24 protein-coding genes and 1 pseudogene are annotated in these 23,039 nt (G+C 73.2%); 4 read left to right on the forward strand and 21 right to left on the reverse strand.

All coding sequences use genetic code 11. The annotated features are described in order from the left end of the window. Positions 1 to 152 precede the first annotated feature (152 nt). From AB0F88_RS30815 to AB0F88_RS30830, 4 genes are all read right to left on the reverse strand, one after another. Positions 153 to 1,055 (reverse strand): serine hydrolase, encoded by a 903-nt coding sequence (locus tag AB0F88_RS30815; protein ID WP_362691949.1) that lies wholly within the window; start codon positions 1,053 to 1,055, stop codon positions 153 to 155. Beyond that, positions 1,037 to 1,945 carry a LysR family transcriptional regulator gene (locus AB0F88_RS30820; RefSeq protein WP_362691854.1) on the reverse strand — a complete coding sequence of 303 codons (909 nt, stop codon included), beginning with the start codon at positions 1,943 to 1,945 and terminating at the stop codon, positions 1,037 to 1,039. The genes AB0F88_RS30815 and AB0F88_RS30820 overlap by 19 nt, the downstream gene beginning before the upstream one ends. Positions 1,946 to 2,080: 135 nt before the next feature. Further along, the gene (locus AB0F88_RS30825) at positions 2,081 to 2,983 is read right to left on the reverse strand and encodes an aminoglycoside phosphotransferase family protein (RefSeq protein WP_362691857.1); all 903 of its coding nucleotides are present in this window, start codon (positions 2,981 to 2,983) and stop codon (positions 2,081 to 2,083) included. Positions 2,984 to 3,173: 190 nt separating this feature from the next. After that, positions 3,174 to 3,749: a thioredoxin domain-containing protein gene (locus AB0F88_RS30830; protein ID WP_362691860.1), complete on the reverse strand. Its 576-nt coding sequence runs from the start codon at positions 3,747 to 3,749 to the stop codon at positions 3,174 to 3,176. 495 nt (positions 3,750 to 4,244) lie between these two features. Between AB0F88_RS30830 and AB0F88_RS30835 the strand changes: the two genes are divergently transcribed. Further along, a complete protein-coding gene (locus AB0F88_RS30835; RefSeq protein WP_362691863.1) occupies positions 4,245 to 5,057 on the forward strand; it encodes an aminoglycoside 3'-phosphotransferase in 813 nt (270 codons plus the stop codon). 192 nt (positions 5,058 to 5,249) lie between these two features. Then, positions 5,250 to 5,786: a dihydrofolate reductase family protein gene (locus AB0F88_RS30840; RefSeq protein WP_362691866.1), complete on the forward strand. Its 537-nt coding sequence runs from the start codon at positions 5,250 to 5,252 to the stop codon at positions 5,784 to 5,786. A 142-nt stretch (positions 5,787 to 5,928) separates the two neighbouring features. Here AB0F88_RS30840 and AB0F88_RS30845 read toward each other — a convergent pair whose 3' ends face one another. Next, a complete protein-coding gene (locus AB0F88_RS30845) occupies positions 5,929 to 6,777 on the reverse strand; it encodes an alpha/beta fold hydrolase (protein ID WP_362691869.1) in 849 nt (282 codons plus the stop codon). 282 nt (positions 6,778 to 7,059) lie between these two features. Here AB0F88_RS30845 and AB0F88_RS30850 point away from each other — a divergent pair, with 282 nt between their 5' ends. Beyond that, positions 7,060 to 7,467, forward strand: coding sequence for a methyltransferase domain-containing protein (locus AB0F88_RS30850; protein WP_362691872.1), 408 nt, complete (start codon positions 7,060 to 7,062; stop codon positions 7,465 to 7,467). 27 nt (positions 7,468 to 7,494) lie between these two features. Here the strand turns inward: AB0F88_RS30850 and AB0F88_RS30855 are convergent, their stop codons facing one another. From AB0F88_RS30855 to AB0F88_RS30925, 15 genes are all read right to left on the reverse strand, one after another. Continuing rightward, on the reverse strand, positions 7,495 to 8,421 hold the full coding sequence (locus AB0F88_RS30855; protein WP_362691875.1) for an alpha/beta hydrolase: 927 nt from the start codon (positions 8,419 to 8,421) through the stop codon (positions 7,495 to 7,497). A gap of 164 nt (positions 8,422 to 8,585) precedes the next feature. Further along, positions 8,586 to 9,572, reverse strand: coding sequence for an acyltransferase domain-containing protein (locus tag AB0F88_RS30860; RefSeq protein ID WP_362691878.1), 987 nt, complete (start codon positions 9,570 to 9,572; stop codon positions 8,586 to 8,588). After that, the gene (locus AB0F88_RS30865) at positions 9,569 to 10,183 is read right to left on the reverse strand and encodes a malonate decarboxylase holo-ACP synthase (RefSeq protein ID WP_362691881.1); all 615 of its coding nucleotides are present in this window, start codon (positions 10,181 to 10,183) and stop codon (positions 9,569 to 9,571) included. The genes AB0F88_RS30860 and AB0F88_RS30865 overlap by 4 nt, the downstream gene beginning before the upstream one ends. Further along, entirely contained in the window at positions 10,174 to 10,980 is an 807-nt protein-coding gene (gene mdcE, locus AB0F88_RS30870) for a biotin-independent malonate decarboxylase subunit gamma (protein ID WP_362691884.1), read from the reverse strand. Before mdcE ends, AB0F88_RS30865 begins: the two co-directional genes overlap by 10 nt. Continuing rightward, positions 10,980 to 11,936 (reverse strand): biotin-independent malonate decarboxylase subunit beta, encoded by a 957-nt coding sequence (locus AB0F88_RS30875; protein ID WP_362691887.1) that lies wholly within the window; start codon positions 11,934 to 11,936, stop codon positions 10,980 to 10,982. Before AB0F88_RS30875 ends, mdcE begins: the two co-directional genes overlap by 1 nt. After that, positions 11,933 to 12,226, reverse strand: coding sequence for a malonate decarboxylase subunit delta (locus tag AB0F88_RS30880; protein ID WP_362691890.1), 294 nt, complete (start codon positions 12,224 to 12,226; stop codon positions 11,933 to 11,935). Before AB0F88_RS30880 ends, AB0F88_RS30875 begins: the two co-directional genes overlap by 4 nt. Then, complete coding sequence (locus tag AB0F88_RS30885; RefSeq protein WP_362691893.1) at positions 12,214 to 13,116, reverse strand: triphosphoribosyl-dephospho-CoA synthase; 903 nt, start codon at positions 13,114 to 13,116, stop codon at positions 12,214 to 12,216. Before AB0F88_RS30885 ends, AB0F88_RS30880 begins: the two co-directional genes overlap by 13 nt. Before the next feature lie 7 nt (positions 13,117 to 13,123). Next, on the reverse strand, positions 13,124 to 14,785 hold the full coding sequence (mdcA, locus tag AB0F88_RS30890) for a malonate decarboxylase subunit alpha (protein WP_362691896.1): 1,662 nt from the start codon (positions 14,783 to 14,785) through the stop codon (positions 13,124 to 13,126). A 314-nt stretch (positions 14,786 to 15,099) separates the two neighbouring features. Continuing rightward, positions 15,100 to 15,882: an SGNH/GDSL hydrolase family protein gene (locus AB0F88_RS30895; RefSeq protein WP_362691899.1), complete on the reverse strand. Its 783-nt coding sequence runs from the start codon at positions 15,880 to 15,882 to the stop codon at positions 15,100 to 15,102. Next, on the reverse strand, positions 15,879 to 16,007 hold the full coding sequence (locus AB0F88_RS30900) for a hypothetical protein (protein WP_362691902.1): 129 nt from the start codon (positions 16,005 to 16,007) through the stop codon (positions 15,879 to 15,881). The genes AB0F88_RS30895 and AB0F88_RS30900 overlap by 4 nt, the downstream gene beginning before the upstream one ends. 114 nt (positions 16,008 to 16,121) lie before the next feature. Beyond that, a complete protein-coding gene (locus AB0F88_RS30905) occupies positions 16,122 to 16,907 on the reverse strand; it encodes an SAM-dependent methyltransferase (RefSeq protein WP_362691905.1) in 786 nt (261 codons plus the stop codon). Continuing rightward, complete coding sequence (locus tag AB0F88_RS30910) at positions 16,904 to 17,788, reverse strand: helix-turn-helix transcriptional regulator (RefSeq protein WP_362691908.1); 885 nt, start codon at positions 17,786 to 17,788, stop codon at positions 16,904 to 16,906. The genes AB0F88_RS30905 and AB0F88_RS30910 overlap by 4 nt, the downstream gene beginning before the upstream one ends. A 322-nt stretch (positions 17,789 to 18,110) precedes the next feature. Next, positions 18,111 to 18,473: a spore germination protein GerW family protein gene (locus tag AB0F88_RS30915; protein WP_362691910.1), complete on the reverse strand. Its 363-nt coding sequence runs from the start codon at positions 18,471 to 18,473 to the stop codon at positions 18,111 to 18,113. 197 nt (positions 18,474 to 18,670) lie between these two features. Continuing rightward, positions 18,671 to 19,099: a pyridoxamine 5'-phosphate oxidase family protein gene (locus tag AB0F88_RS30920; protein WP_362691913.1), complete on the reverse strand. Its 429-nt coding sequence runs from the start codon at positions 19,097 to 19,099 to the stop codon at positions 18,671 to 18,673. A 119-nt stretch (positions 19,100 to 19,218) separates the two neighbouring features. Further along, complete coding sequence (locus AB0F88_RS30925) at positions 19,219 to 20,133, reverse strand: RNA polymerase sigma-70 factor (RefSeq protein WP_362691916.1); 915 nt, start codon at positions 20,131 to 20,133, stop codon at positions 19,219 to 19,221. A gap of 273 nt (positions 20,134 to 20,406) precedes the next feature. Between AB0F88_RS30925 and AB0F88_RS30930 the strand changes: the two genes are divergently transcribed. Continuing rightward, on the forward strand, positions 20,407 to 21,564 hold the full coding sequence (locus AB0F88_RS30930) for a low temperature requirement protein A (RefSeq protein WP_362691919.1): 1,158 nt from the start codon (positions 20,407 to 20,409) through the stop codon (positions 21,562 to 21,564). A gap of 118 nt (positions 21,565 to 21,682) precedes the next feature. On the opposite strand, the pseudogene AB0F88_RS30935 reads toward AB0F88_RS30930, so the two are convergent. Continuing rightward, positions 21,683 to 22,186, reverse strand: a pseudogene (locus AB0F88_RS30935) (trypsin-like serine protease); the annotation flags it as partial. Positions 22,187 to 23,039: the final 853 nt, after the last annotated feature.

Here is a 23,039-nt window from a genome sequence, read left to right on the forward strand (position 1 = left end):
ACCGTGACGGGGGCGCGTACGCGGTGGCCGGGGCCGCGCACCGTCCTGTGGGCCGGGAGCCAGGGGATCCCACGGGAACCGGCCCGATCCGGGATTGCCGGAGATCGGCGTCCGGGACGTCCTCGACGCCGTGGCGCGGTTGACGGGGCGGTTCACATGTGGCGTAGCCGATCGCGGAGTGCGCGCGCGACCTCCGCCATGAGCGCCTCGGCTCCGGGCTGGCTGGCGGCCGGCACGCGGGACTCGGTGAGCACGGCGACGCCGAAGACCTGGCCGTCGGCGTGCTCGACGACGCCGACCTCGTGGCGGAGGTTGAGAAGCGTCCCGGTCTTGGAGGACCACTTCGACGCGTCGGAGGTGAAATCGGGTGCCAGCCGGTGCCGCAGGATGTTGTCGGCCATGAGGCCCCGCACGCGCTCGGCGACGGCCTGGTCGATCGCGGACGGCGTCCACAGCGCCCGCAGGAGGTCGATGAACGCTCGCGCGGACCCCGAGTTCGCGCGCGTCACGTCGAGCTGCGGGATCCGATGTCCCCGCCCGGCCGTCCCCGCCTCGATGGCGAGGAAGTGGGCGAGGTGGGCGTCGGCCGGGTCGAAGCGTTCCACCGGGTTCTCGACGAGTTCCTGGACGGTGTGGCGGACCGTGATGCCGCGCAGCCCCAGCCCGTGCATCACCGCCGAGACCTCGGCGGGCGGGGTGAGGGCGAACAGCGCGTCCGCCGCGGTGTTGTCGCTCAGGGAGGTACTGAGGTAGAGCAGGTCGTCGACGGCGATCCTGGCCGGATGCCGGAACCTGCTCAGCCCGGTCGGCCCCGGAGTGGTGATCCCGCCCGGCCGCACGAGGATCTGCGTGGAGCCGTCGAGCTCGCCCCTCCGGACGCGTTCGAGTGTCGCGATGGCGAGCGGAACCTTGACGAGCGAGGCGATCGGGAACTCGAGGTCCGGCTCGATGCCGACCTCTTCACCGGAGTGCAGGTCCCGGACCAGGAACGATCCGCGCAGCCCGGCGTCGTCGAGCGTTCGCCGGAGTTCGCGCATCAGGCTCTCGACCCTGATGGTGTCCCTCCGTCCTGTTCGCGCGCGCCGAGACAGCGGGCGATCGCGTGCCACAGCCGGGTCCTGATGCGCTCCGCGTCGTCCCCGACGGCGGCCGACACCTCGAAGCCGCGGGCGAGGTGGACCTCGCCGATCGGGCGCCAGTGTAGCCCGAGCTCCTCGGCCTGCCGGACCGAGCACAGGAGGAGGTCCGCCGAGCCGAAGACCTCCGCCGCGGCGGCGGTGAGCGTGGCCGCGACGACGACCTGCGCGGGCTGGAGGCCGACGGAGTCCCGGATCCGGAACATCCGGTCGCGGATGTGGGGGACGTCGTCCTCGGGCTGGATCCAGATCCGGCTTCTTCGCGACGACCGCGCGGCGCGGCCGGCCCGGAGGGTCTCGACGTAGACGGCCGCCACCGGAAGGTCCGTGGTGCCGGCGAGGCCGAGCCGTACGGACCAGGTCGCGTCGCCGGGCGGTGTCACCGTGAGGGCGGCGCGAACCTCGCGAGATCGGACGAGTTCCGCCCGTTCGGCCGGGGCGGCGGCATGGAGGTCGAGGTGGATGTCGTTGCCGCGGGCCTCCGCGCCGAGGTGCGCGAGGTCGCGAACGGCGCAGGTGTCGGGAACGGCGAGACGCAGGGGATTGAGCCTGGCCCGCTCCGCCTCGTGCTCCATGTCGTCGGCCAGGCGAAGGAGACGCTTCGCCGACGGAAGCATGTCGCGGCCGAACTGCGTGAGTATCGCCCCGCGCGACGACCGATCGAACAACCGCTCCCCGAGGTGCTTCTCCAGGGCGGCGATCCGGCGGCTCGCGACCGACTGCGGCACGCGCGTGGCCGCCGCACCCTCCGTGAAGCTTCCTCGATCGCTCACGTTGACGAACGCTCTCCAGGCTCCAAGGACGTCCACCAGGCAAGTTTATGCTATTTCAGCATGGAATCGCCTTTTCCATCCTTGGCGGCATCGCACCTCGGCGATCCGGGGACGCGGCGGCCCCGCCGCCCGTGGCGGTGCGGACGGAGCCGTCAACGGGCCACGGCCACCTCACGGGGAGCCGTCGGTGAGCACCTGCTCCAGCGCGTGCGCGGTCTGGCGGACCATCCCGGGATTGGTGTCCCAGTAGTACGCCAGCCCTGTCACGGCCTGGTAGAGCGCCCAGCCGCGGCCACGCACCCATGACGCGTCGTCGACGCGGAGCTCGGCCCGGAAGCACAGGCGGCTGTCACCCGCGAACACGTTCCAGGCGGGCTGGAGATCGCACGCGGGATCGCCCACGTTGAGGCCGCCGAAGTCGATGACCGCGGACAGGCTGCCGTCGACGACGAGCAGGTTGCCCGGCAGCAGGTCGCCGTGCACCCAGACCTCCGGCCCGTCCCACGCCGGGGCGTCGAGCGACTCCTGCCACGAGCGGAGGACCGCACCGCCGTCGACGCGGTCTCCGAGCCGGGCGACCGATCGGCGAACGAGCTCGTCGCCCTCGGCGAGCGGCCCACCGCGAGCGTGCGGGGGGCGCGGATGCGCGCCGGCGGTGCCGGCCCGGCGCAGCGCCCTCACGAACGCGGCGAGGTCGGCGGCGGCCCGGTTCAGATCGTGGATCGTGCCGTCGGCGTTCTCACCGGGCAACCACTCGTACACGGACCAGACGAAGGGGTAACCCTCGGCCGGGTCTTCCATCGCCAGCTGCACCGGAACCGCGAGCGGCAGGTGCGGCGCGAGCCTCGGCAGCCACCGCGCCTCCACGGCCGCCGCCCCGGTGGCCGCCCTTATGCGCGGCAGCCGGACGGCCAGGTGGTCGCCGAGCCGGTAGATGTCGTTCTCCGTCCCGTAGGACGCGACGGGTTCGATCCGCAGGTCGGCCCACCGGGGGAACCGCCCCGCGATCAACCGGCGAACGAGCGCGGCATCGGTCTGGACCTCGTCGGGGTGAATCTTCCTCGCTGTGCTCATCGCCTTCATCCTCGACCGCCCGTTCCGGACGCGGCAATCGATTTTCGACGTCACGTACGGTGCCGGACGCGGTGCCGGACGCGCTGCCGGCCGCTCACCGCGGAGGCGGAAGCCGGGAAGCGGGAGGCCGGGAGCCGGGGACGAGGCGGGCGAGAGGACCGGGGGCCGGGGCCGCCCCCCCGGGGCGGGGTCAGCGGGCGGCGGCCACGGCGGCCACGATCGCCTCGGGGGTCGCCGGCACGGGTGTGCCCTCGACAAGGACGGTCGGCGTGGCGCCCACCCCCCGCTCGATGGCCTTCCGCGTCACGTAGGCGGTCCAGTCGAGGTAGGCGCCGTCGCGCACGCACTGGCCGAACGCCGGGCCGGTGAGCCCGGCCGGACCGCCGAGTTCGATCAGCTCGTCGTCGGTGAGTCCCGGTCCTTCCTCGGGGGGCTGGCCGGCGAAGAGCGCGCGAGTGTACTCGACGAATCTCCCGCCGTCCGAGGCGCAACCGGAGGCCGCCGACGCGCGGGAGGAGTACCGGGTGGTCGACAGCCTGTCCAGAAAGCCCATCGGGTGACACACCAGGCTGATCGCCCGCTCCCTCACCATCCCGTTCAGCGTCGGCCCGGACGTCTGCTCGAACGTCTTGCAGAACGGGCACAGGAAGTCGATGTAGACGTCAACGGTGACCGGGCCCGCACCCACGACGATGCCGTCCCCGTCGGCGGAGGCACCGGACGGCACCCGGACGGGCGCCGTCGCCCGCTGTGGTCGCGTGCTCATGAGGTCCTCCTCGCGATGTTCGGGGAGAGACCCGGACCCGAGCGCCCGAGAACTCCCCTGTTCCTACCCACCCCCGGGGCGCCGCAGCTTAAGAACGGTCAAAGCCGGAATCATGGATCGGGCTTCGCGTCGCTCCCGGAACCGGCTTCCACCCGGGCTTCTCCACCGGCTTCTCCGTCGGCTTCGACGTCCCGTACGGGGCCGGGCCGGGCCGGGAGGGGAGGGTACCCGTCCCGCCCGCGAAGACGCGCGGGACCTCCGGCGCCGGATCCTCCGGCGGCCGAGGCGGTGCGGCCCCGCCCTCCCCGGCCGGACCTCACCGGAGCCCTCCCCGGCCGGCCCTTACCGGCGGGCCCTCACCGGAGGGCACTCACCGGAGCCCTCACCGGCCGGCTCTTACCGGCGGGCCCTCACCGGGGCCATCTCCGGCGGGCACTCTCCGGCCCGGAAACCCATTTGCCACCGGCATCGCTCCGCCGGGAGGATCGGGTTCTCATGAGCCGTCCTGTCATCTCGGAGATCCCGACCGGCCCCGTGGCCGTCCCCGGCGTCGTTGCGGCGCTCGCCGGCGGCGACACCGTCACCCCGGTGTGGCGCAACGAGCTCGGCGGCCTGACGTTCCGCCTCGAAGACGGGCGCGGTGCCACCAGATACGCCAAGTGGGTCCCCGCCGGCACCCCGGAGATCGACCTCCCCGGCGAGGCGGAGCGGCTGACCTGGGCGCGGCGGTGGGTGACCGTCCCGCGGGTCCTCGAGCACGGCACGGACGCCGACGGCGCGTGGCTGGTCACGGAGGCGGTTCCCGGCCTCTCGGCGGTGGACCCCCGGTGGAGCACCGACCCGGTGACCGCGGCGGCCGCGATCGGCCGGGGGCTGCGCCTGCTCCACGACGCGCTGCCCGTCGACCTGTGCCCGTACGACTGGAGCGTCGACCGACGGCTCGCCCGTGCCGACGAGCGCATCGCCGACGGCGAGGGGCCGGCCGACCGGTTCCCCGAGCACCGGCACCTGGACCTCACGGAGGCCCGGGCCCGCATCGGCGAGCCGCCCGCCGTCGACCGCCTCGTCGTCTGTCACGGGGACGCGTGCGTCCCCAACACCCTGCTGCACGACGACGGCACGTTCGCCGCGCACGTCGATCTGGGCTCGCTCGGGGTGGCCGACCGGTGGGCGGACCTCGCGGTCGCGGCGTGGAGCATGGAGTGGAACTTCGGCCCGGGACACGACGGCGTCGTGTACGACGCGTACGGGATCGCCCCGGACCCGGAGCGCCTCGCCTACTACCGCCTGCTCTGGGACATGGCCTGACCGGTCGCCCCGGCGGGCGTCCGGCACGGCGGCCACGCCCGTGCGGGCCCCGCCGTCCGGGGCGGACCGCGACCGCCGGATCCGCGCAACCGATGGAGCGGAAGCCGTAAACAATCCGTAAACGGGTTCCGCCACGCTGAGGGCACATCGAAACAGCGGGCCGGACGGGCCGCCACCCCCGAGGAGCAGAACATGAGCAAGGTCGTCGCAGTCATCTACATCTCGATGGACGGCGTCGTGGAGCAGCCCGCCTGGACCGGCCCGTACTGGAACGACGAGCACGCCAGGTTCCAGAGCGGCCAGCTGCACGCCAGCCGGGCGCTGCTGCTGGGACGCAAGACCTACGACGGCATGTCGCAGGCCTGGCCGAAGATGGAGGGCACGCCGGGGGCCGAGCAGATGAACAATCTGCCCAAGTACGTCGCCTCGACCACCCTGCGCGACCCCGAGTGGAACGCCACCGTGATCGAAGGGGACGTCGCCGAGGAGGTCGCCAAGCTCAAGGCCGAGCAGGGCCAGGACCTGCTGATCTACGGCAGCGGCGAGCTGGTCGCCTACCTGGTCGAGCACAACCTCATCGACGAGCTGAAGCTCTTCCTGCACCCGGTCGTGGTCGGCTCCGGCAAGCGGCTGTTCCCCGACGGCGTCGCCACCTCCTCCTGGAAGCTGGCCGGCACCGCGGCCTTCAGCTCCGGCGCCATCGTCCTGGACTACCGCCCGGCCGGCTGACCGCCGCTTCCGGGCGCGGGACCAGGCCACCTCCCCACCTCTCCGCTCCTCCACGCGACACCGGACCGACGGGGCCGTGCTCACCGGCGCGGCCGAGGGTCACCTGGTCGCCTGCGCGCCGCGCCCTGCGGAAACACACGAACTAGCCGGCGGTGTGCTCGCGGATCGCCGAAGCGAGCACGGCCCGGTCGGCGCGTTCCACGCCATGCCCGGAGTCCGGCAGGACCCGCAACCGTGCGCCCGGTATTTCCTCGGCCAGCGCGTGTCCGTGCGGAAGCGGGAACATCGGGTCCGCGGCGCCGTGCACCACCAGCGTCGGCACCCGGATGCTCGCGAGTGGCGGACGGTCCCGCGGCGCGTCCTCGAGGAGGTCGTGGTTCCGCGCCGAGGCGGGGTCGTGCGCGCGGTCGATGTCGGCTCGCACCAGCTCCCGGACCTCCCGTTCCGGGAACGGGCGGTGGCCACCGGTGAGCATCCTCGCGTAGCTCACCAGGTAGTCGACCGCTGACTCGCGGTCGGTCCAGCCGGGGTGCGCCTCCCGCAGGAACTCGATGAACTCGCGGGCCGGCCCGGGCAGATCGCGGCCGCGAGGGGTGGGCAGGGCGAACGTGGTGCTGATCAGGGTGAGGGTGCTGGTCCGGTCGGGATGATCGAGCGCCACCAGTTGTGCCAGGGCACCTCCCGCGGAAGCCCCCACCAGGTGCGCCGTCTGGATTTCGAAGGCGTCGAGCACACCGACCGCGTCCTCCACGAGGTCTCCTGAGTCGTAGCCCGGATGCCCGGGCCGGTAGGTGACGGACCGGCCGGTGTCGCGATGGTCGTAACGGATGACGAACCTTCCACCCTCGGAGAGCTCGAGGCAGAAGTCGTCCTCCCACCACAGCATCGATGCGCCGGCCCCCATGATCAGCAGGACCGGTGGCCGGCCCGGGTCGCCGAAGGATTCGGCGCACAGCCGCACCCCTCGCACCGTGATCATGCGTTCGGTCATGGTGAGCCCCTTCCCGCGCCGCGCGCCCCGGTCCGGCCTCGAAGGAGCAGCGGCACCGCCGCCGGCGAGATCCACGGGTCGGCGACTCGTTCGACCGGTGCGGGCCAGGTGAGCCTGTCACACACGGGCGATCCGTTCCAGCCGGTCTCCCGCGTTCCGCCGGCAGATGGAGCGCTCGCCCGGGCGCGCCAAGAAATGCTTGTGCTATTTCTCCCTGTTGGTGCAGATATGCAATCTATTGGGGCTTTATGTCCGTCGGTGGTAAGGCCGATCCGGTCTTCGATGAAGATCCGGTGGCCCGGCCACGCGCTCGCCACGAGGGTCGTCCCCCGGCTCGCCGGGCTGTTCGACAGCCTGGACGCCGCGGGAAGCCGCATCCTCGACGTCGGGACCGGGGTGGCGGCGATCGCCGTGGCCCTGGCCCGGGAGTTCCCCCGCGCCCACGTCCTCGGCATCGACATGCTGGACCGTGTCCTGGATCTCGCCCGAATCGAGACGGCCAAGGCCGGAGAGGCGGGCGAGCGCGTGTCGCCACGCCGGCTGGACGTCGCCGAGGTGACCGAGCACTCCGCCTTCGACACGGACCGCATGGCCGAGGCCCTGACGTCGTCGGGGCTCCAGGAGGTCCAGCGCTTCCCCACCGTCACGGGAGGACCGGTGCTGGTGGCCGCCCGCCGTCCGCGCGGCTGACGGCGTCCCGTCCGGGCCTCCGGCCGCTCAGCGGACGGAGCAGATCGCGGATCCGATCACCGTCGTCACCGCGTCCGGGTGCGACACCAGGGTCAGGTGCGAGCCGCCGGGGAACTCGGTGACCTTCGAACGCGCACGGTGGGCCATGAACCGCTCCGAGGACGGGGTGATGATCCGGTCGCCGCTGCTGATGAAGTACCAGGAGGGGATCGTCTTCCACGCCGCGGCCTTCGACGGCGTCGTGAACGCGCTGGTGGAGGCGGGGCGCTGGGTGGCCCACAGGCGCAGGGCGGTGTCCCGGGGCAGGTCCGAGGCGAACGAGCGGACGAAGACGTCCTGCTTGAGGTACAGGTCCGTCGCTCCCCGGGGCGCGCCCGGGTAGGACACCATGTCGTAGAGGGAGGCGGGATCGGCGGAGAGGGCGGAGCGGCGGCCGCTGAGCCCGCCGGTGGTCTCCCCGACGTCGGGCGCCGCCGCGTCGACGTACACCAGGGCCTTGACGTTCGGGGCGCCCGCGGCGGCGTTCGTGATCACCGAGCCTCCGTACGAGTGCCCGACGAGAACGATCGGGCCGGAGACGGTTCTCAGGAAGTCGGCGACGGACGCGGCGTCGTCGGTGAGGTTCCGGAGCGGGTTGGCGATGGCCCGCGCGACGTAACCCGCTCGTCGCAGGGAGCTCACCTCGCCGTTCCAGCTGGAGGCGTCGGCCCAGGCGCCGTGCACCAGGACGACCGTGGGCTTGACGCGGCCCGGCGACCGGCAGGGCAACGGCTCGGCCGTGAGCGCCGGCGACCCGTGTGCCGCCCTAGCCTCCGTGGCCGCCCCGGCCGCCCCGGCCGCGGTGGCCGTCTGGGCGCCGGTCCCCGGCGACGCCACCGCGAAAGCGGCGGCCGCGGCGAGTGCCACCGCGGGTGCGATCCCCCGGAGCCGCCGGCAGGTGCGTGCGGATCTCATCTTTTTCCCCCTTGACGTGATGGGTGATCTTCGGGTTCCGGTGAGCGGCGCCCGGCGTCTCCGCGGCCGGTCGCCGGTCTCGCCGGGGAGCCGGCCCTGCCGAGGAGCCGGTCTCGTCGAGGAGCCGGCCCTGTCGGAGAGCCGGTCTCGAGGGAAAGCCGGTCTCATCGGGGAGCCGGTCTCGTCGAGGCGTCCGTTCCCCGGGCGGTCGCGTGCCGGTCGGCCCCGTCCCCCCGGGCGCGGCGGGTGAGCAGCGCCGCGTCGGCGACGCCGGTGCCGGCGAGGGTGATGACCCGGGTGCGGGGGTGCGCGGCCCGGGCGATCCTGGCGAGGACGTCCCCGGGGGGCGTCTGGACGAACAGGGTCGTACCGAGCTCACCGAGCAGGGCGATGCCGTCGCGCCATCTCACCGTGGTGGCGATGCCGCGGGCGAGGTCGTCGAGGACGGCGGCGGAGTCGCGCAGGAGGCGGCCCGTGGCGTCGCCGAGACAGGGAACGCCGAGGGGACGCCGGGGGATCGCGGCGAGGTGGTCGGCCATGGCGTCGGCGACGTGGCCGAGCAGCGGGCAGTGCGAGGGGACGGCGACGTCCAGGCGCCGCACGCGCCGGGCGCCGGCCCGGGCGGCCGTCGCGGCGAGGCGTTCCAGGGCGCGGTCGCTGCCGGCGACCACGACCTGATGGTCGGTGTCGACGACGGCCAGGTAGACCGGGTCGTCGCCGGTGCCGGTCGACTCGACCACCCGCCGGACCTGGGACACGGTCAGCCCGAGAACGGCGGCCATGCCGTACCCGCGAGGGTAGGCGTCGCGCATCAGCTCGCCGCGGTGGCGTACGGCCACGAGGGCCTCGGCGAAGGTCAGGGCGCCGGCCGCGACGGCGGCCGGGAACGCTCCGGCGGAGTGCCCGGCCACGGCGTCGGGAACGGCGCCCTCGCCGGCGAGGGCGCGGGTCGCGGCGACTCCGGCGACGCAGAGCGCGACCTGCGCGGTGACGGTGGACTCCAGCGCCTCGGCGGTGTCCCGCAGGGACGAGCCGGGCAGGATCCGCTCGGCCTCGGCGCGGGTCGCGGTGACGGCCGGATGGTCGGGCAGGTCGTGGAGCATCCCGGGCCGCTGGGTGCCCTGGCCGGGGTAGAGGAACGCGACGCTCATGCGGGGGCCCACGGGTCGTCCACCAGGCACGGGCCGTGGTCGGTACGGGCCATGACGGGGCCGCCGGCGCGGACCCACTCGGCGAGGGCGATCCCGCCGCCTGGTGTCTCCAGCTGGCAGTCGACCTTGCCGGGGAGGGCGGTGAAAACGGCCGCCAGCCGGGTGGTCAGGGCGCGGTCCAGCCTGCGCGGCGCCCGGATCAGCAGGTCCAGGTCACTTCCGGGGTGGGTGACCGGCTGCCCGGTGGCCAGCTCGAAGCCGACCCCGCCGATCGGGCCCCAGGTGGTGTCGCCCTCCAGCTCGCCGGCGAGCAGGAGGGCGACGGCGGAGAGGGTGACGGCGAGCAGGGGGAGCCAGGGCCGCCGCTCCCTCAGCTCCTCGGGCGGTACGGAGCGGATGACCGCGTCGCGGGGGACCAGGGCGGCGTGGCGCTGCCATCGCTCGGGCCCGCGGATGCCGACCGGGACGAGGCCGGGCGGGTGCGGTGCCCGCCGTACGACACCCCAGGGGCAGGCGGCGATCGACGCGGGCACCCACCCCGGGGGCGTGTCGTCGAGCGCCGCGGCTCCGGAGAGCCGCAGCAGGTCGTGCGGGCGCGCGGTCACCGCCATTGGGCGGCGAGCGCCTCGTGGACGCGCCGGGAGGCGGCCCGGGTTCGCCGGGCGGCGGGCGAGGTGAGCCGGTTGCTCAGGTCGCGGGGGCCGCGGCGGGCCCGTTCGACGGCGGCGGTGAGCGCGTCCCTCACCTTCCCGACGTCCCCGCCGGTCGGGTCGCCGGCGTTCTCGACGTCCAGGAGCCCGTCGCACAGGCCGAGCTTCGCCCAGTCGGTGACGTCGTAGGACAGCGGGGGGATGCGCCGGGCCAGCTCGTCGAGCTCGTCGACGGTGCGGCGGGTCACTCTCGCGGCGGCCTTCCTGTGCATGGCGTGCACCACCACGCCGGGGTCGTCGAGCGCCAGGATCTGGCCGGCCTGCGCGCCGTGCGCCAGGAATCCGCCGGACAGCGCCGTTCCGACGATGAGGGTGATCAGCGGGTGTCCCGCGGTGCGGGCGCGGGCGTAGGCGTCCACCGCGACGGCCAGGGCGTGGTGGATGCCGAGCACCTCCTCGACGCGCCCGTAGGCCTGGCTGGGCACGTCGACGACGGCGACGATCGGGCGGCGGCGGTCGTCGGGCAGGTGCGCGTCCCCGGTGACGACCTCGGTCACCGCCTCGGCGAGGGCGAGCCCCTCGCGGAGGCCGACCTCGCCCCGGCGGGCCCGGTGGTACGGGCTCCGCGGGTCCGGCACGACGGCGATCAGGCGGGCGACGTCGCCACCCAGGGTGGCGTCCGCCGTGATCACCGACGGGACCACGTCGCTCACGTCGCCGTCGGCGAGCGCCCGTGTCCAGTTCCGGCCCCGGCTCATCACCCGTCTCCCCTCGGTGCGGCCTTCCGCGACGCGGGCTTGCGCGGTACGGCCTTCTGCTGCGCGGCCTTCTGGGGCGCGGCCTTCCGCGGTACGACCTTCGCCCAGACGGCCGCGAGATCGGCCGGCTCCGGCGGATCGGCCGGGTCGACGGCCTGGAGACGGGCCCGCAGCTCGCCGATTCGCTGAGAGCGGTGCTCGCCGGGCACGCCGCGCCCCACCGCGTCGATCACGGCGGTTCGCACGGCGGTGACGTCGTCCAGGACGAGCACGTCGGCCAGCGCGGTCCCGGTGCGCTGCGTGCCGCCGTCGATCGACCAGATCAGCGTGTGGTCGGAGGCGTCGAACTCGGCGACGCCGGCCTCGGACTCGATCACCTCGGGGCCGTCGAGCCCGAGACGGCCCTCCCTGGTCATGATCAGGGAGGTGCACAGCCCGGCGGCGATGCTCATGCCGCCGAAGCAGCCCAGCGCTCCGGCGATGACGCCGACGACGGGCTGGAGGGCGCGCAGCTCCAGCAGCGCGGAGCACACCTCCGCGATCGTGGCCAGGCCCAGATTGGCCTCCTGCAGGCGCACGCCTCCGGTCTCCAGCAGCAGGATCGCGGCCGTCGGGGTGCCGGCGCGGTTGTCGGCGGCGGCGAGGGAGAGCGTGGCGGCGATCTTCGCGCCGGAGACCTCGCCGATGCCGCCGCCCTGGAAGGCCTGCTCGACGCCGATCACGACCGCGGGCCGCCCGCCGAGTCTCCCCTTGACCACGACGACGCCGTCGTCGGCCTCCGGGACGACGCCCTGGGGTTCCAGCCAGGGTGACTCGATCCGGTCGAAGGGGCCGCACAGCTCGCGGGCGGTGCCGGTGTCGAGCAGCGCGACGGCGCGCGCCCGGGCGCCCAGCTCTATGAAGCCGGTACGGGCGAGCAGCGCGCTCCAGTCCGTTCGTGTGTCCTGTGACGTCATGCCCGGCCCTCCTCGATGGCCTGCCGCAGGCGCAGGGTGACCACGCCGGGCGTCGCCCCGAAGTCGTTGAGCTCGAAGCTCCCGGCGACCCCGTGGCGGGCGAAGAACCGCTCCAGCACGGTCCGCCACACCGTGTCGAACCCGTCGACGCTGGTGCGTACGCGCACCCGGGCGACGGCGGCCCGCTCCGGGGTCATCAGGACCTCCAGATCCCCCGAACCGACCACCCCGACGTGCGCCCGCCGGGCGGGCGGCCGGTCGGCGGGGAACTCGTAGTTCAGCGTCTGCATGTGCGCACCTTCCGTTCGGCCCGGGTGACGGGCTCCGGCCACGGCACCATGTCGAGGAAGAGCGCGGCGGCCAGCAGGTCGGCGCTCCCGCCCGGCGACAGCCGCCGGGCGACGCACCGCTCGTCCAGCTCGGCGAGGGCGGCCTGGCCGCGGGCCGTGCCCGCGCCCCCCTCGGCCAGGACGCGCCCGGCGCCGGACCGTACGACGCGCAGGCCCTCGGGGCCGCCGCGGTGCAGGAGGCAGGTGTCGTCCAGGCGGCTCATCACCGCCAGCAACGCGTCCAGCCGGGCCACCTCCTCGCAAAGCCCGGCCGCCCTGGCCCGGCGCAGCCGCGGCAGGGCGACCTCGACGACGTGGGGGAAGGCGGCCTGGGCCTCGCCGCGGGCGCCGCGCACCCCGTAGCGCCGCCGGGCCCGCTCGCCGTGGGAGGGCGCCCTCGCGGGGAGGTGCCGGTCGGGGAGGGCGGCGAGCCGGGCCGCCCGGCCGGCGGCCTCTCGCTCGCCGGCGGCGCCCGCGGCGGCGGCGACGAGCAGCCCGAGCGCCCACAGCGCCCCGCGGTGCGTGTTCACCCCCCGGGTGGTCCGCAGCATGACCGCCTCGCCCGCGCGGCCGAGCCGGCCCAGCTCCTCCCGGCGTTCGATCCCGGTGGACGTCCGCTCCGCCGCCTCGGCGAGGGAGCGGAACACGGGGCGCAGCGACCGGGCGGAGGCCAGCAGGAGCGGCAGATCCATGTCGTCGTGCGCGCCGCGCCCGCGGCGGTCGGCCAGGCCCGGCTTGGGGCTCAGGCACGCCTCCTGGCACAGCGCCCGGACGGCCAGGTCGGCGAGCAGGTCCGCGGAGGGCCTCGCCGCCCGTTCCCCCGCCGCGAGCGCGCCGCCGGTGACGGTCATCGGCCGGTCACCAGGTCCGGAACCGCGCGGGCGGGTCGTACAGGCCCCCGGACCAGGCGACGAGATCCTCGATGCTGCGGGCCGCCAGCAGGGACCGGTCCGCCTTGCGGACGTCGACCTTGAGGTCCTCCGGCAGCGCGACCAGACCGTCGCGGCGCAGCTCGTCCACGCGCCGCTCGGCGATGTCGCGGCCGACCGGGGTGGCCCCCGCGACCGCGGCCAACGCCTCGCGCCGCTCGGCCAGGCAGACGGCCCTGTAGAGGTAGGCCACCCCCTCCTCGGTCACCACGTGGCTGACGTCGTCGCCGTAGATCATGACCGGCGGGATGGGCATTCCGGCGTCCTTGCCCACCTGGACGGCGTCCAGCGACTCCACGAACGCCGGGACGCCGCCGGAACGGAAGGTCTGCGTGATCTGCACGACGAGCTTGCGCCCCCGGGGCGCGGACGCCTGGCCGGTCAGCAGGCTCAGCCAGGCGGGGGAGGCGTGCCTGCGGCCGTGCGGGTCGTGTCCCATGTTGGGCGCTCCGCCGAAACCGGTGAGCCGGCTCTCGGTGACCGTCGAGGAGTTGGCGCGGGCGTCGATCTGCAGCGACGACCCGATGAACATGTCCACGGCGTACTGGCCCGCGAGCTGGCACAGCACCCGGTTCGACCGGAGCGATCCGTCCCTGCCGGTGAAGAACACGTCCGGGCGGGCGGCGACGTAGCGCTCCGTGCCGGGCTCCCCGCCGAAGCAGTGCACCGACTCGACCCAGCCGCTCTCGATGGCGGGGATGAGCGTCGGGTGCGGGTTGAGCGTCCAGTGCTTGCAGATCTTCCCGCGCAGGCCCAGCTCCTCGCCGTACGTGGGCAGGATGAGCTCGATCGCCGCGGTGTCGAAGCCGATCCCGTGGTTCAGCGTGGTCACGCCGTGCCGCTCGTAGATGCCGCGCAGCGCCAGCATGGCCATCAGGATCTCCACCTGGCCGATCTGGCGGGGGTCCCGGGTGAACAGCGGCTCCAGCGCGAACGGCCGGGGGCTCTCCACGACCAGGTCCACCCAGTCGCCGGGGATGTCCACCCGGGTAACCCTGTCCACCAGCTCGTTGACCTGGACCAGGACCACGCCGTCGTGGAACGCCGTCGCCTCGGCGATGGTCGGGGTGTCCTCGGTGCCGGGTCCGGTGTAGAGGTTTCCCTCGCGGTCGGCCTGCTCGGCGCAGAGCAGCGCGACGTCCGGGGTGAGGTCGACGAACATCCGCGCGTACAACTCGACATAGGTGTGGATCGCCCCGACCTCGACTGTGCCGTCGGCGAGCAGCTGCGCCATGCGCACGCTCTGCGGACCGGCGTAGGAGAAGTCGAGACGGTGGGCCACCCCGCGCTCGAAGACGTCCAGATGCTCACGCAGGCTGATCGAGGAGATCAGCAGATGGAGGTCGTGCACCACCTTCGGGTCGCACCCGGCCAGCGCCTCGGCGAGGAAGTCCGCCTGCTTCTGGTTGTCTCCCTCCAGAGCCACCCGGTCGCCCGGCCGCAGCAACGCCTGCAGGGCGTCACGCGTCCGTCCGGTGTCCAGGACCCGGCCCGAGGTGCCCGAGATGAAGGGCCTCACCGCCTCCAGCCGCTCGCGTTTCGCGGTCCGCCGTCGCGTCCAGTCCCGGGTTGCCACCTTCGTGAGTGCCATCGCCTGCCCCCAATTAAGGTCCTTGGGGCTAATACCTCGCGAAAGCTAAGAATTAACTCAAATCATGTTAAAACGTTACAGTCGGTAATCGGGGTTAGGTACCGGGCCGGTTAGGCACCGGGCCGGCAGTCTTCGCGGTCGCGGGGGAGCCGACGCCGGGAATCCGCAGCCGGGGGTCCGCATGCCGGGGGTCCGCAGCCGGGGGTCCGCGTGGGGCGCCCGTCGGCGCCCCACGCGGAAAGCGGGCCCGGAACTCCGGATCTCACCGGGTCACGCCGTCCCCGCCTGATCACGCGCGGCCCCCGGCGGGCCGCTCAGCCGGACCGCGGGTCCGGGGACGGGCCGGACGGCGACTCGAATCCGCCCGTCAGGACGGGACGCTTGGGCAGGATCCCGTCACCCGAGGAGCGGCCCGTCAGGCGGCGGCGCAGCCAGGGGGTGAGGTGCGCCGAGGCCCAGCGGAGGTCGGCGAGCAGCGCCGGTCTGGCGGCGGGCGGGCCGGGAGGGGGCGGGGGAGGGGCGGCGGCGCGGCCGAGCGCGGCCAGGACCTGGTCGGCGACCCGGCGGTGGCCCCGCGGGTTGAGGTGCAGGCGATCGTCGCTCCACAGTCCGTGGTCGTCGAACGCCCGGTCGCCGAACAGGTCGACCAGGTGGGCCCCGTGCCGCTCGGCCACCTCCGTGACCAGGTCGTTCATCGCGACGATGCGGGGCCGCAGCACGTGGGGCAGCGGGAGCCGGACGCTCAGGTCGGGGAAGGTGAAGAGCAGCACGTCCGCGCCCGACGCGCGCAGGCGGGCGACCACCTGGTCGAAGCGGTCGCGCATGGTGGTCAGGTCGAAGCCGCGCCACAGCGCGTCGTTGCCGCCCGCGGCGATGCTGACGAGTGACGGGCTCATCGCGATCGCCACGTCGACCTGCTGCGCGATGACGTCGTCGAACCTGCGCCCCCGGATGGCCAGGTTCGCGTAGCCGAAGCCGGGCGCGTCGAGATCCGCCGCCACGAGATCCGCCCACCCGCGCAACGTACCGTCGGGAAGAGGGTCGCCGACCCCCTCGGTGAAGCTGTCGCCGAGCGCGACGAAGCCGAAGTCCGTCATGGGGTCCGCCGCGGGTCACGTCCGAGGCCGGCGGCCGGCGGCCGGTGGACCGGTGCGCCGTGGGTGGCGGTGGCGGCCTTCCCCGAGGCGTCGCCCGCCCGCCGGTCGAGTTCGAGAATGTGCATGCGGCTCATCCTAGAAGTGGCGGTGATCTCGTCTCGGGGCGGGGAACGGCCGGACCGATCGCCCGATCGGCAGGGCCCCGCCGTGGCGGGACCCGGCGCCCGCCCGCGGGTGGTTCAGCGCGGCGGGATCCTGCCGAGACCGGCGACGACCTCGAACGCGTGCTCGGGGAACGGGTCGCCGTCGACGGGACGCCAGTCCGCCGCCAGGACCAGTCCCGGTTCGAGGAGCTCGAACCCCTCGAACAGCTCGCCGACCTCGCGCATGGTGCGGAGCCGGACCGGGTTGCGGGTCTGCCCGTACACCGCCAGCCCGGCGGACGCCTCGTCCTCCGGCATCGTGTCGGAACAGGCATGGGTCAGCCCCAGGTAGCTGCCCGGCGCGAGGGCGTCACGCAACCGGGCCATGAGGTCGTGCGCGGTGTCGTCGGTGACGAAATGCCATACCGCGACGGTGAACACGCCGATCGGCCGGGTGAAGTCGAGCGTGGCCCGCACCCGGGGGTGGTCCAGGATCTCCTGCGGCCGGCGCAGGTCCCCGTGGATCGTCAGCACGCCGGAGTGGTCGACCGTCGACTGGTTGTGCGTGACGACCGTCTGGTCGTTGTCGACGTACACCACGCGGGCGTCCGGGTGGACGCTCCGCACGACCTGGTGGAGGTTCGGGGGAGTGGGCAGGCCGCAGCCGATGTCCAGGAACTGGTCGATGCCGGCGTCGGCCATGGTCCTGGCGGCTCGCAGCAGGAACCCGCGGTTGGCCCGGCACGCGTCGGGGACCGTCGGGAAATGAGCCACCAGCATCTTGACGGCTTCCCGGTCCGCCGCGAAGTTCTCCTGGCCGCCGAGCATGACGTCGTACATGCGGGCCGCGCTCGCCTGCGATGCGTCACTGGGATGGGTCACTGGGCGCCTTTCGGTGGAGGTGGGTGGTCGTCCATTACGTGGATGCGGTCACAGATCCTCATCAGGAGCGCTGTCGTGTCGCCGCTCTCGCAGGCCGCGACCGAGAGCCGGTCGAACGTGATGGCGTGCTCCTCCCGGAAGGACCGTTCGGCGACCTCGTCCCTCTCGCCGTGGACGGCGATCACCTGGGGCCGGCCGTAACCGCGGCGAAAGATCGTGAAAGGCCCGTACCCGGGGACGAACCGTGAGCCCATCGGATTCACCTGGATGCTGATGCCCTTCATCTGGGCAGAGGCGGTCAGCGCGATGAGCTGGCGGATGTGCGCGTCCACTCCCGCGACCGGCCGCCACAGCACGGGCTCCTCGATCACGGCCCACAGCACGGGCCGGTCGGCGCCGGCGAGCACCTTCTGGCGGCGCAGCAGCTGCTCCACGCTTCTCTCGACGTGGTGGGGCGGGGCCGGGTACCGGCTCATCCGGTAGGCGGCCGCCGCGTACTCCGGGGTCTGCAGGAGGGGCGGGATGACGAACGGCTGGTAGGTGCGGATGAGGTCCGCGGTCTGCTCCAGGCGCATCACCACCGCCGCGTCCAGCGGAAGCTCCTTGCTGTCCCACCAGCCCGGCCTGCGCTCGCCGAACGCCACGGACAGCAGCATCTCCCGCTGGTACGGGTCGGTGACGCCGTACAGGGTGAAGAGGTCGCGCAGATCGTCCCGGCGGAAGCCCCGCTGCCCGGTCTCCATACGGCTGATCTTCGACTCGCTGGCACGGATGGCCTTGCCGGCTTCGGCGGCGGTCAGGTTGCGCTGGAGCCGGAGCTGCCGGAGCCGGGCGCCGACGATCTGGCGCGCCATGTCGCCGGCCTCCGCCTGAGCGCCCACATCCCCTCCGAGTGTCTCCGCCCGCCGGACGATCAGTGGGAACCCCCGTCCCGTCGACTTGCCATGGCAAGATCACCTGGAAAGTGGAAATGAGGCTATTGCTTGTTTTCTCCTGCTGTCCAGGAATTCCGGATACCGTTCCGCGAAATTTCAAGATCACAAAACTTGCGGAAGGCGCGTCCGGTCAAGTCCTGCCCGCCCTCGGCCGTGCCGGGCGCGGACGCCTTCCGGCGCGCCCTCCGAGGCGCCCTCCCGCGACCGGCACGGCCGTGGCCGGGCACTCTCCCCGGCCTCGCCCTCTCCCGATCGGGGACTCTCGCCGCTATCGCCTCCTCGCCGTCCTGGCGCGCGCACGCACGATGGCACGCACCGTCAGCAGGGCGGCGATGGCGACGATCTGGCCGCCGAGGACGATGCGGTTGACGTCCACCGCGGGCTGCCAGCGCACCTCGGCGTCCTTGATGACGAACACCCCGGTGGGGGTGACGCCGAAGCCGAGCCCGCCCCCCGACCCCTCCGACGGGCGGTCGCCCTCCCGCTCCCCGCTGCCGCTCCCGCCGCCACCGCCGCCGACGACCCTGGCCACGGGGATGATCGTCAGGCCGTCCTGGACGATGGGCTCGCCGAAGACCCGCCTGATCGAAACGGTGTCCTTCGCCTGCTCGATCATTTCCCTGATGCTCATCGCGTCTTCCCTTCCGGTGGCCGGTGGCCGGTGTCCCCCCATGATCGTGCGGGACACGGCGGCGGGAAAGGGCCGAAGGTCCCACGGCGGTCGACGACCGGCTCCGCCGGGACGGGACGGAAGGGCCCGTGCGCGACGGCCGGGGCGGCTCCGGGGCCGATCCGGGGCGCCGATCCGGGGCCGAGAGCCCCGGGCGGTCAGCTCTCCCGCCCGTCGTGTCCGGATGCGAGGCGGCGGCCGGTGATCTGCTCGGCGCGTACCACGATGTAGTGGTCGCGGTCGCCCGGTGCCCAGGTGCGCAGGGGCAGTGCGGACAGGCGTTCGATCTCGCCGGGTTCGCGTACGGCGCGCGCGGGTCCGACGGTGGTGACCGACCAGCCGGTGCGGGCGGCGTGGTCGAACTCGTCGGCCTCGAAGGCGACGATCGCGTCGCCGGTCGCGGCGGCGAGCTTGGAGCCGACGCCGGTGCGGATCACGATGTTCTCGCCGTCGAGCACGAAGTTGACCGGCTGCACGGCGGGCAGGGCCCGGTCGGTGAACACGATGCGCCCGATCGAGGCCGACGCCAGGAGCGCGACGCACTCCTGGCGCGAGAGGATCTGCAGACCTGCCGAGTCGAGCTTCATACCCTCCAGGCTGCCCGCTCGCCCTTCGGGGACGTCAGGGACGAAAGTCCCCTCCTTCGCCGCCGATCTGCCCTCAGGCGGGCGGTCGTGACCGCGGCCCGGCGGCGCCCGGCGGCGGGTCAGCCCGCGGCGGCCACCGAGTTGATCTTGGCCGGGTTCATCATCCACAGCACCTGGTCGATGCCCTGGGCCGAGGCGTTGACGGTGGCCACCGCGAACACCGCGCCGTCGCGGCTCAGCAGAGCGGCCGCCTGCCCGTTCAGGCTCGCCCACTCCACCTCGACCCCGGCCCAGAACCGGTTCGCGAACGCCCTGTGGTACTTGGCCACCCGGAAGGCGCCCACCACGGGGATGCGGGAGGCCCGGACGGCGCCACCGCCGTCGGAGTAGCTGATCACGTCCGCCGCGAAGAGTTCCTCCAGCGTGGCCAGGTCGCCGGAACGGGCGGCGGCGACGAAGGCCCTCAGGAGCCTGTGCTGCTCGGCGCCGGTCACCGGCGCGCGACGTTCGGCGACCACGTGTTTGCGGGCCCTGCTGACCAGCTGGCGGACCGCCGCCTCGCTGAGCCGGATGATCTCGGCGATCTGCCGGTACGGGTAGTCGAACGCCTCCCGCAGCACGTACGCGGCGCGTTCGCTGGGCGAAAGCCTCTCCAGGAGGAGCAGGACCGCGAACCCCAGGGCCTCGTTCCGCTCGGCGCCGAGATACGGATCCGTGCTGGTGTCGACGGGTTCCGGAAGCCACGGGCCGATGTAGGTCTCGCGGCGGACCCGCGCCGACTGGGCGGCGTTGATGGCCAGCCGCGTGGTCACCGTCGCCAGGAACGCGACCGGGTTGACCACCGCGCGGCGGTCACAGGTCTGCCAGCGCAGCCACACGTCCTGCACCAGGTCCTCGGCCTCGCCGGCGCTGCCGAGCATCCGGTACGCGATCCCGAACAGGCGCGGCCGCACATCCGCGAAGATCGTCGCGGCCTGTTCGAGATCTATGGATTCATCGGATTCGTTAGCTGGCGCGGTATCCGCCATGGTCATCGCCCCTTTCTCACCTTATCGGGGGCCATGTTCCGGGCCGACGACCCTCCCCGCCGGCTCCTCGTGCCGGGCGTCCACGGCCTGCCTCGCGTGCGTACCCGGTGCCGGCCGGGCCCGTGACCGCGCCCCTCGGAGATCCTTCCGGTCGCGGATCCCCGGCGCGGAGGTGTCACAGATCGGGAGGCTGTCCTGTCTTCCTGCAGGACGGAGTCATGGAGCGACAGGAGTGAGACCTTGCCACCAGCGAGTACCGGGAGCCGGATCCGGGTCCGGATGAGGGCGCGTCCGACTGACGAACCGCACCGCGTCTCCAGCCCTCTCGAGCTTTTGTTCGATCTGACCTTCGTGGTCGCGATCGCGGCCGTCACCGCGCGGCTCGCGCACGGCATCGCCGGCGGCCACGGCCCGGCCGGGCTCCTCCCCTTCCTCCAGGTCTTCTTCGCGATCTGGTGGGCGTGGATGAACTTCACCTGGTTCGCGTCCTCGTACGACACCGACGACGTCGCCTACCGGCTGCTGACCATGGTGCAGATGGCCGGAGTGCTGGTCCTCGCCGCCGGCGTACCGGCGGCGGCCGACGACTCCGACTACCGCGCCGTCACGCTCGGTTACCTCATCATGAGGATCGGGCTCGTCGCCCAGTGGCTGCGGGCCGGCGCCGAGGACGCGCCGGGCCGCCGCACCGCGCTGCGCTACGCCGCGGGTATCACCGTCGTGCAGGTGGGCTGGGTGCTCCGCCTCCTCCTCTCACAGGCGGGTGTCCTGCCGCCGTCCGCCCTGTTGCCGTTCTTCGCCGGCCTGGCCGTCCTGGAACTCGCGGTGCCACGGTGGGCGGAACGGGCCGGGGCCACCAGCTGGCATCCGCACCACATCGCCGAGCGCTACGGCCTGTTCACGATCATTCTGCTCGGCGAGAGCGTCCTCGCCGCGACCACGGGAGTCGAGGGGGCGATCGAGGCGGCCGAGCTCAGCGGTTCCCTCGTCGTCATCGCCGTGTCCGGGCTCGTCCTGCTGTTCGCCCTGTGGTGGCTCTACTTTCTCGCCCCCGCCGGCGAAGGCCTCAGTGACCGTCGCCATCGCTCCTACCTGTGGGGATACGGCCATTACGGTGTCTTCGCGGCCCTGGCGGCCCTCGGCGCCGGACTCGAGGTCGCGGTCGAGCAGACCGGACACTCCGTCGGGGCGTCCTCCCTGACGATCTGCTACGCCGTCGCGATACCGGTCGGGGTGTTCCTCGCCCTGCTCTGGGTGGTCCCCGCCTCCATCCTGGCGGAGCCCGTCGTCCGGCCCGCCGCGCTTCTGGGCTGCGTCGCCGTCGTCCTGCTGCTGCCGTTCGCGGCGCCGTGGATCGGGGTGGCCGCCGTGGTCGCGGCGATCGCGGCCGTCTGCGTCCTGCTGATCGCCGTCACCCTCGCCCCAGGATCCGGTTAGGGACGTGCGGCCCTCCGGTCAGGGGCGTGCGACCCGGCCCCGCCGCCCGGCCGGGGCGGGGCCGTGCCGCACCACCGCACGATGGCGCCCCCGGTGAGGTGGTGCGGCGGGTGCCGGGTCAGGGCGCCCTGAAAGCCAGGGTGTAGGCGCCGGAGCCGGCCGTGGCGCTCACCCGGTAGCGGTAGTAGCCGGCCGTGCCGGTGTAGGTGATCTGCGCGTCCGGGCCGGTGCCGTCGGAGGTGGCGACGGTCAGCCAGGCACTCCTGTTGTCCCACTTCTGCAGGAACAGGTGGAAGCCGGTGCCGCCGGGACCGTTCAGGCAGCCGGAGTGGACTCCCGAGACGTTGGCGCGGTAGTAGACGTTCCTCGGCTGGTAGGCCGAACGGCCGGCGGCCGGGGTGCCGCTGTAGGTGCTGGGGTAGCCGGCGCAGGTGATCGTGATCGGTGGCGGGTCGCCCGCGGTGGTCCGCAGGGTCAGGCCGTAGGCGGTGAGGATCTCGCCGAGCGGCTGGAAGCAGGTGGTGCCGCCCGAGGCGCAGTCGCCCGAGCCGCCCGAGGTGACGCCCTGGGCCTGGTCGAGGGAGATGAACGAGCCGCCCGAGTCGCCGGGTTCCGCTGATGTCGACGTAGCGCACGGTCGACATGAGCGGGAAGCATGAGGGGGAGATCACCCTGCGTAACCAGTGGATCATGCGACAGGACGGTGCCACCCTAGATCAACGGGCACCGATCGCGGGCGCGACGGCCACACGCCACGCGTGCGCGAATTCCCGCCGGCCGGCCCCGCCTCTTTCGCGTGCCCCCGCAGCGTGGCCACGCCGAAGACCCTCGCCCGGTCGCCGCCGCAGACCGTGAGGATCGCGGTGGCTCACGGCTTCACGTTTCCGGTGTGATTAGACCGTAATAAGGCGATCGCTTGACGGCATGGTTGTTAGCGTTCACAGTCTTGTCCAACGCAAGATGAGGAGCGGCCGTGCAGACAAGTGTGGGGCTCCACCCGCCGGTGGCTGCCGAGGTGCCCGGGTCGGCGAGCGTGTCGCGCCGGACGGTCTCCTGGATGCTCGACGAGCCTCCGGGCGCGCGCGGAACGGGCGTCCGGAAACCGCGGAGCCGTGCGGCGACGCGGTGCCGGCGGGCTGCCGTGGCGGGTCCGCGCGGCGGACGCGTCAGGTGAGCATCTAGCGCGCGCCCTCGCTCGCCCTGCGGGAGAACGGCACTCGGCCGAGGTAGCCGTCAAATCGGACGACCAGCACAATTCGTGGTCTTCCGCCCAAAATGTTAACGCTCACATAGAAGGACATTCCCCCCATGTTCCGAAAAGTTTCAGCGTTCGTCCTGGCAGGTGTTCTCGCCACGGCGATGACGGCTTGCGGTAGCACCAGCGCGCCGGGCGGCTCCACCGACACCGGTAAGGTCGCCGACGACGGCAAGATCACGATGGGCTTCTCGCAGGTCGGTGCGGAAAGCGGCTGGCG

The organism is Streptosporangium sp. NPDC023963 (assembly GCF_040639135.1).
Lineage (GTDB): Bacteria > Actinomycetota > Actinomycetes > Streptosporangiales > Streptosporangiaceae > Streptosporangium.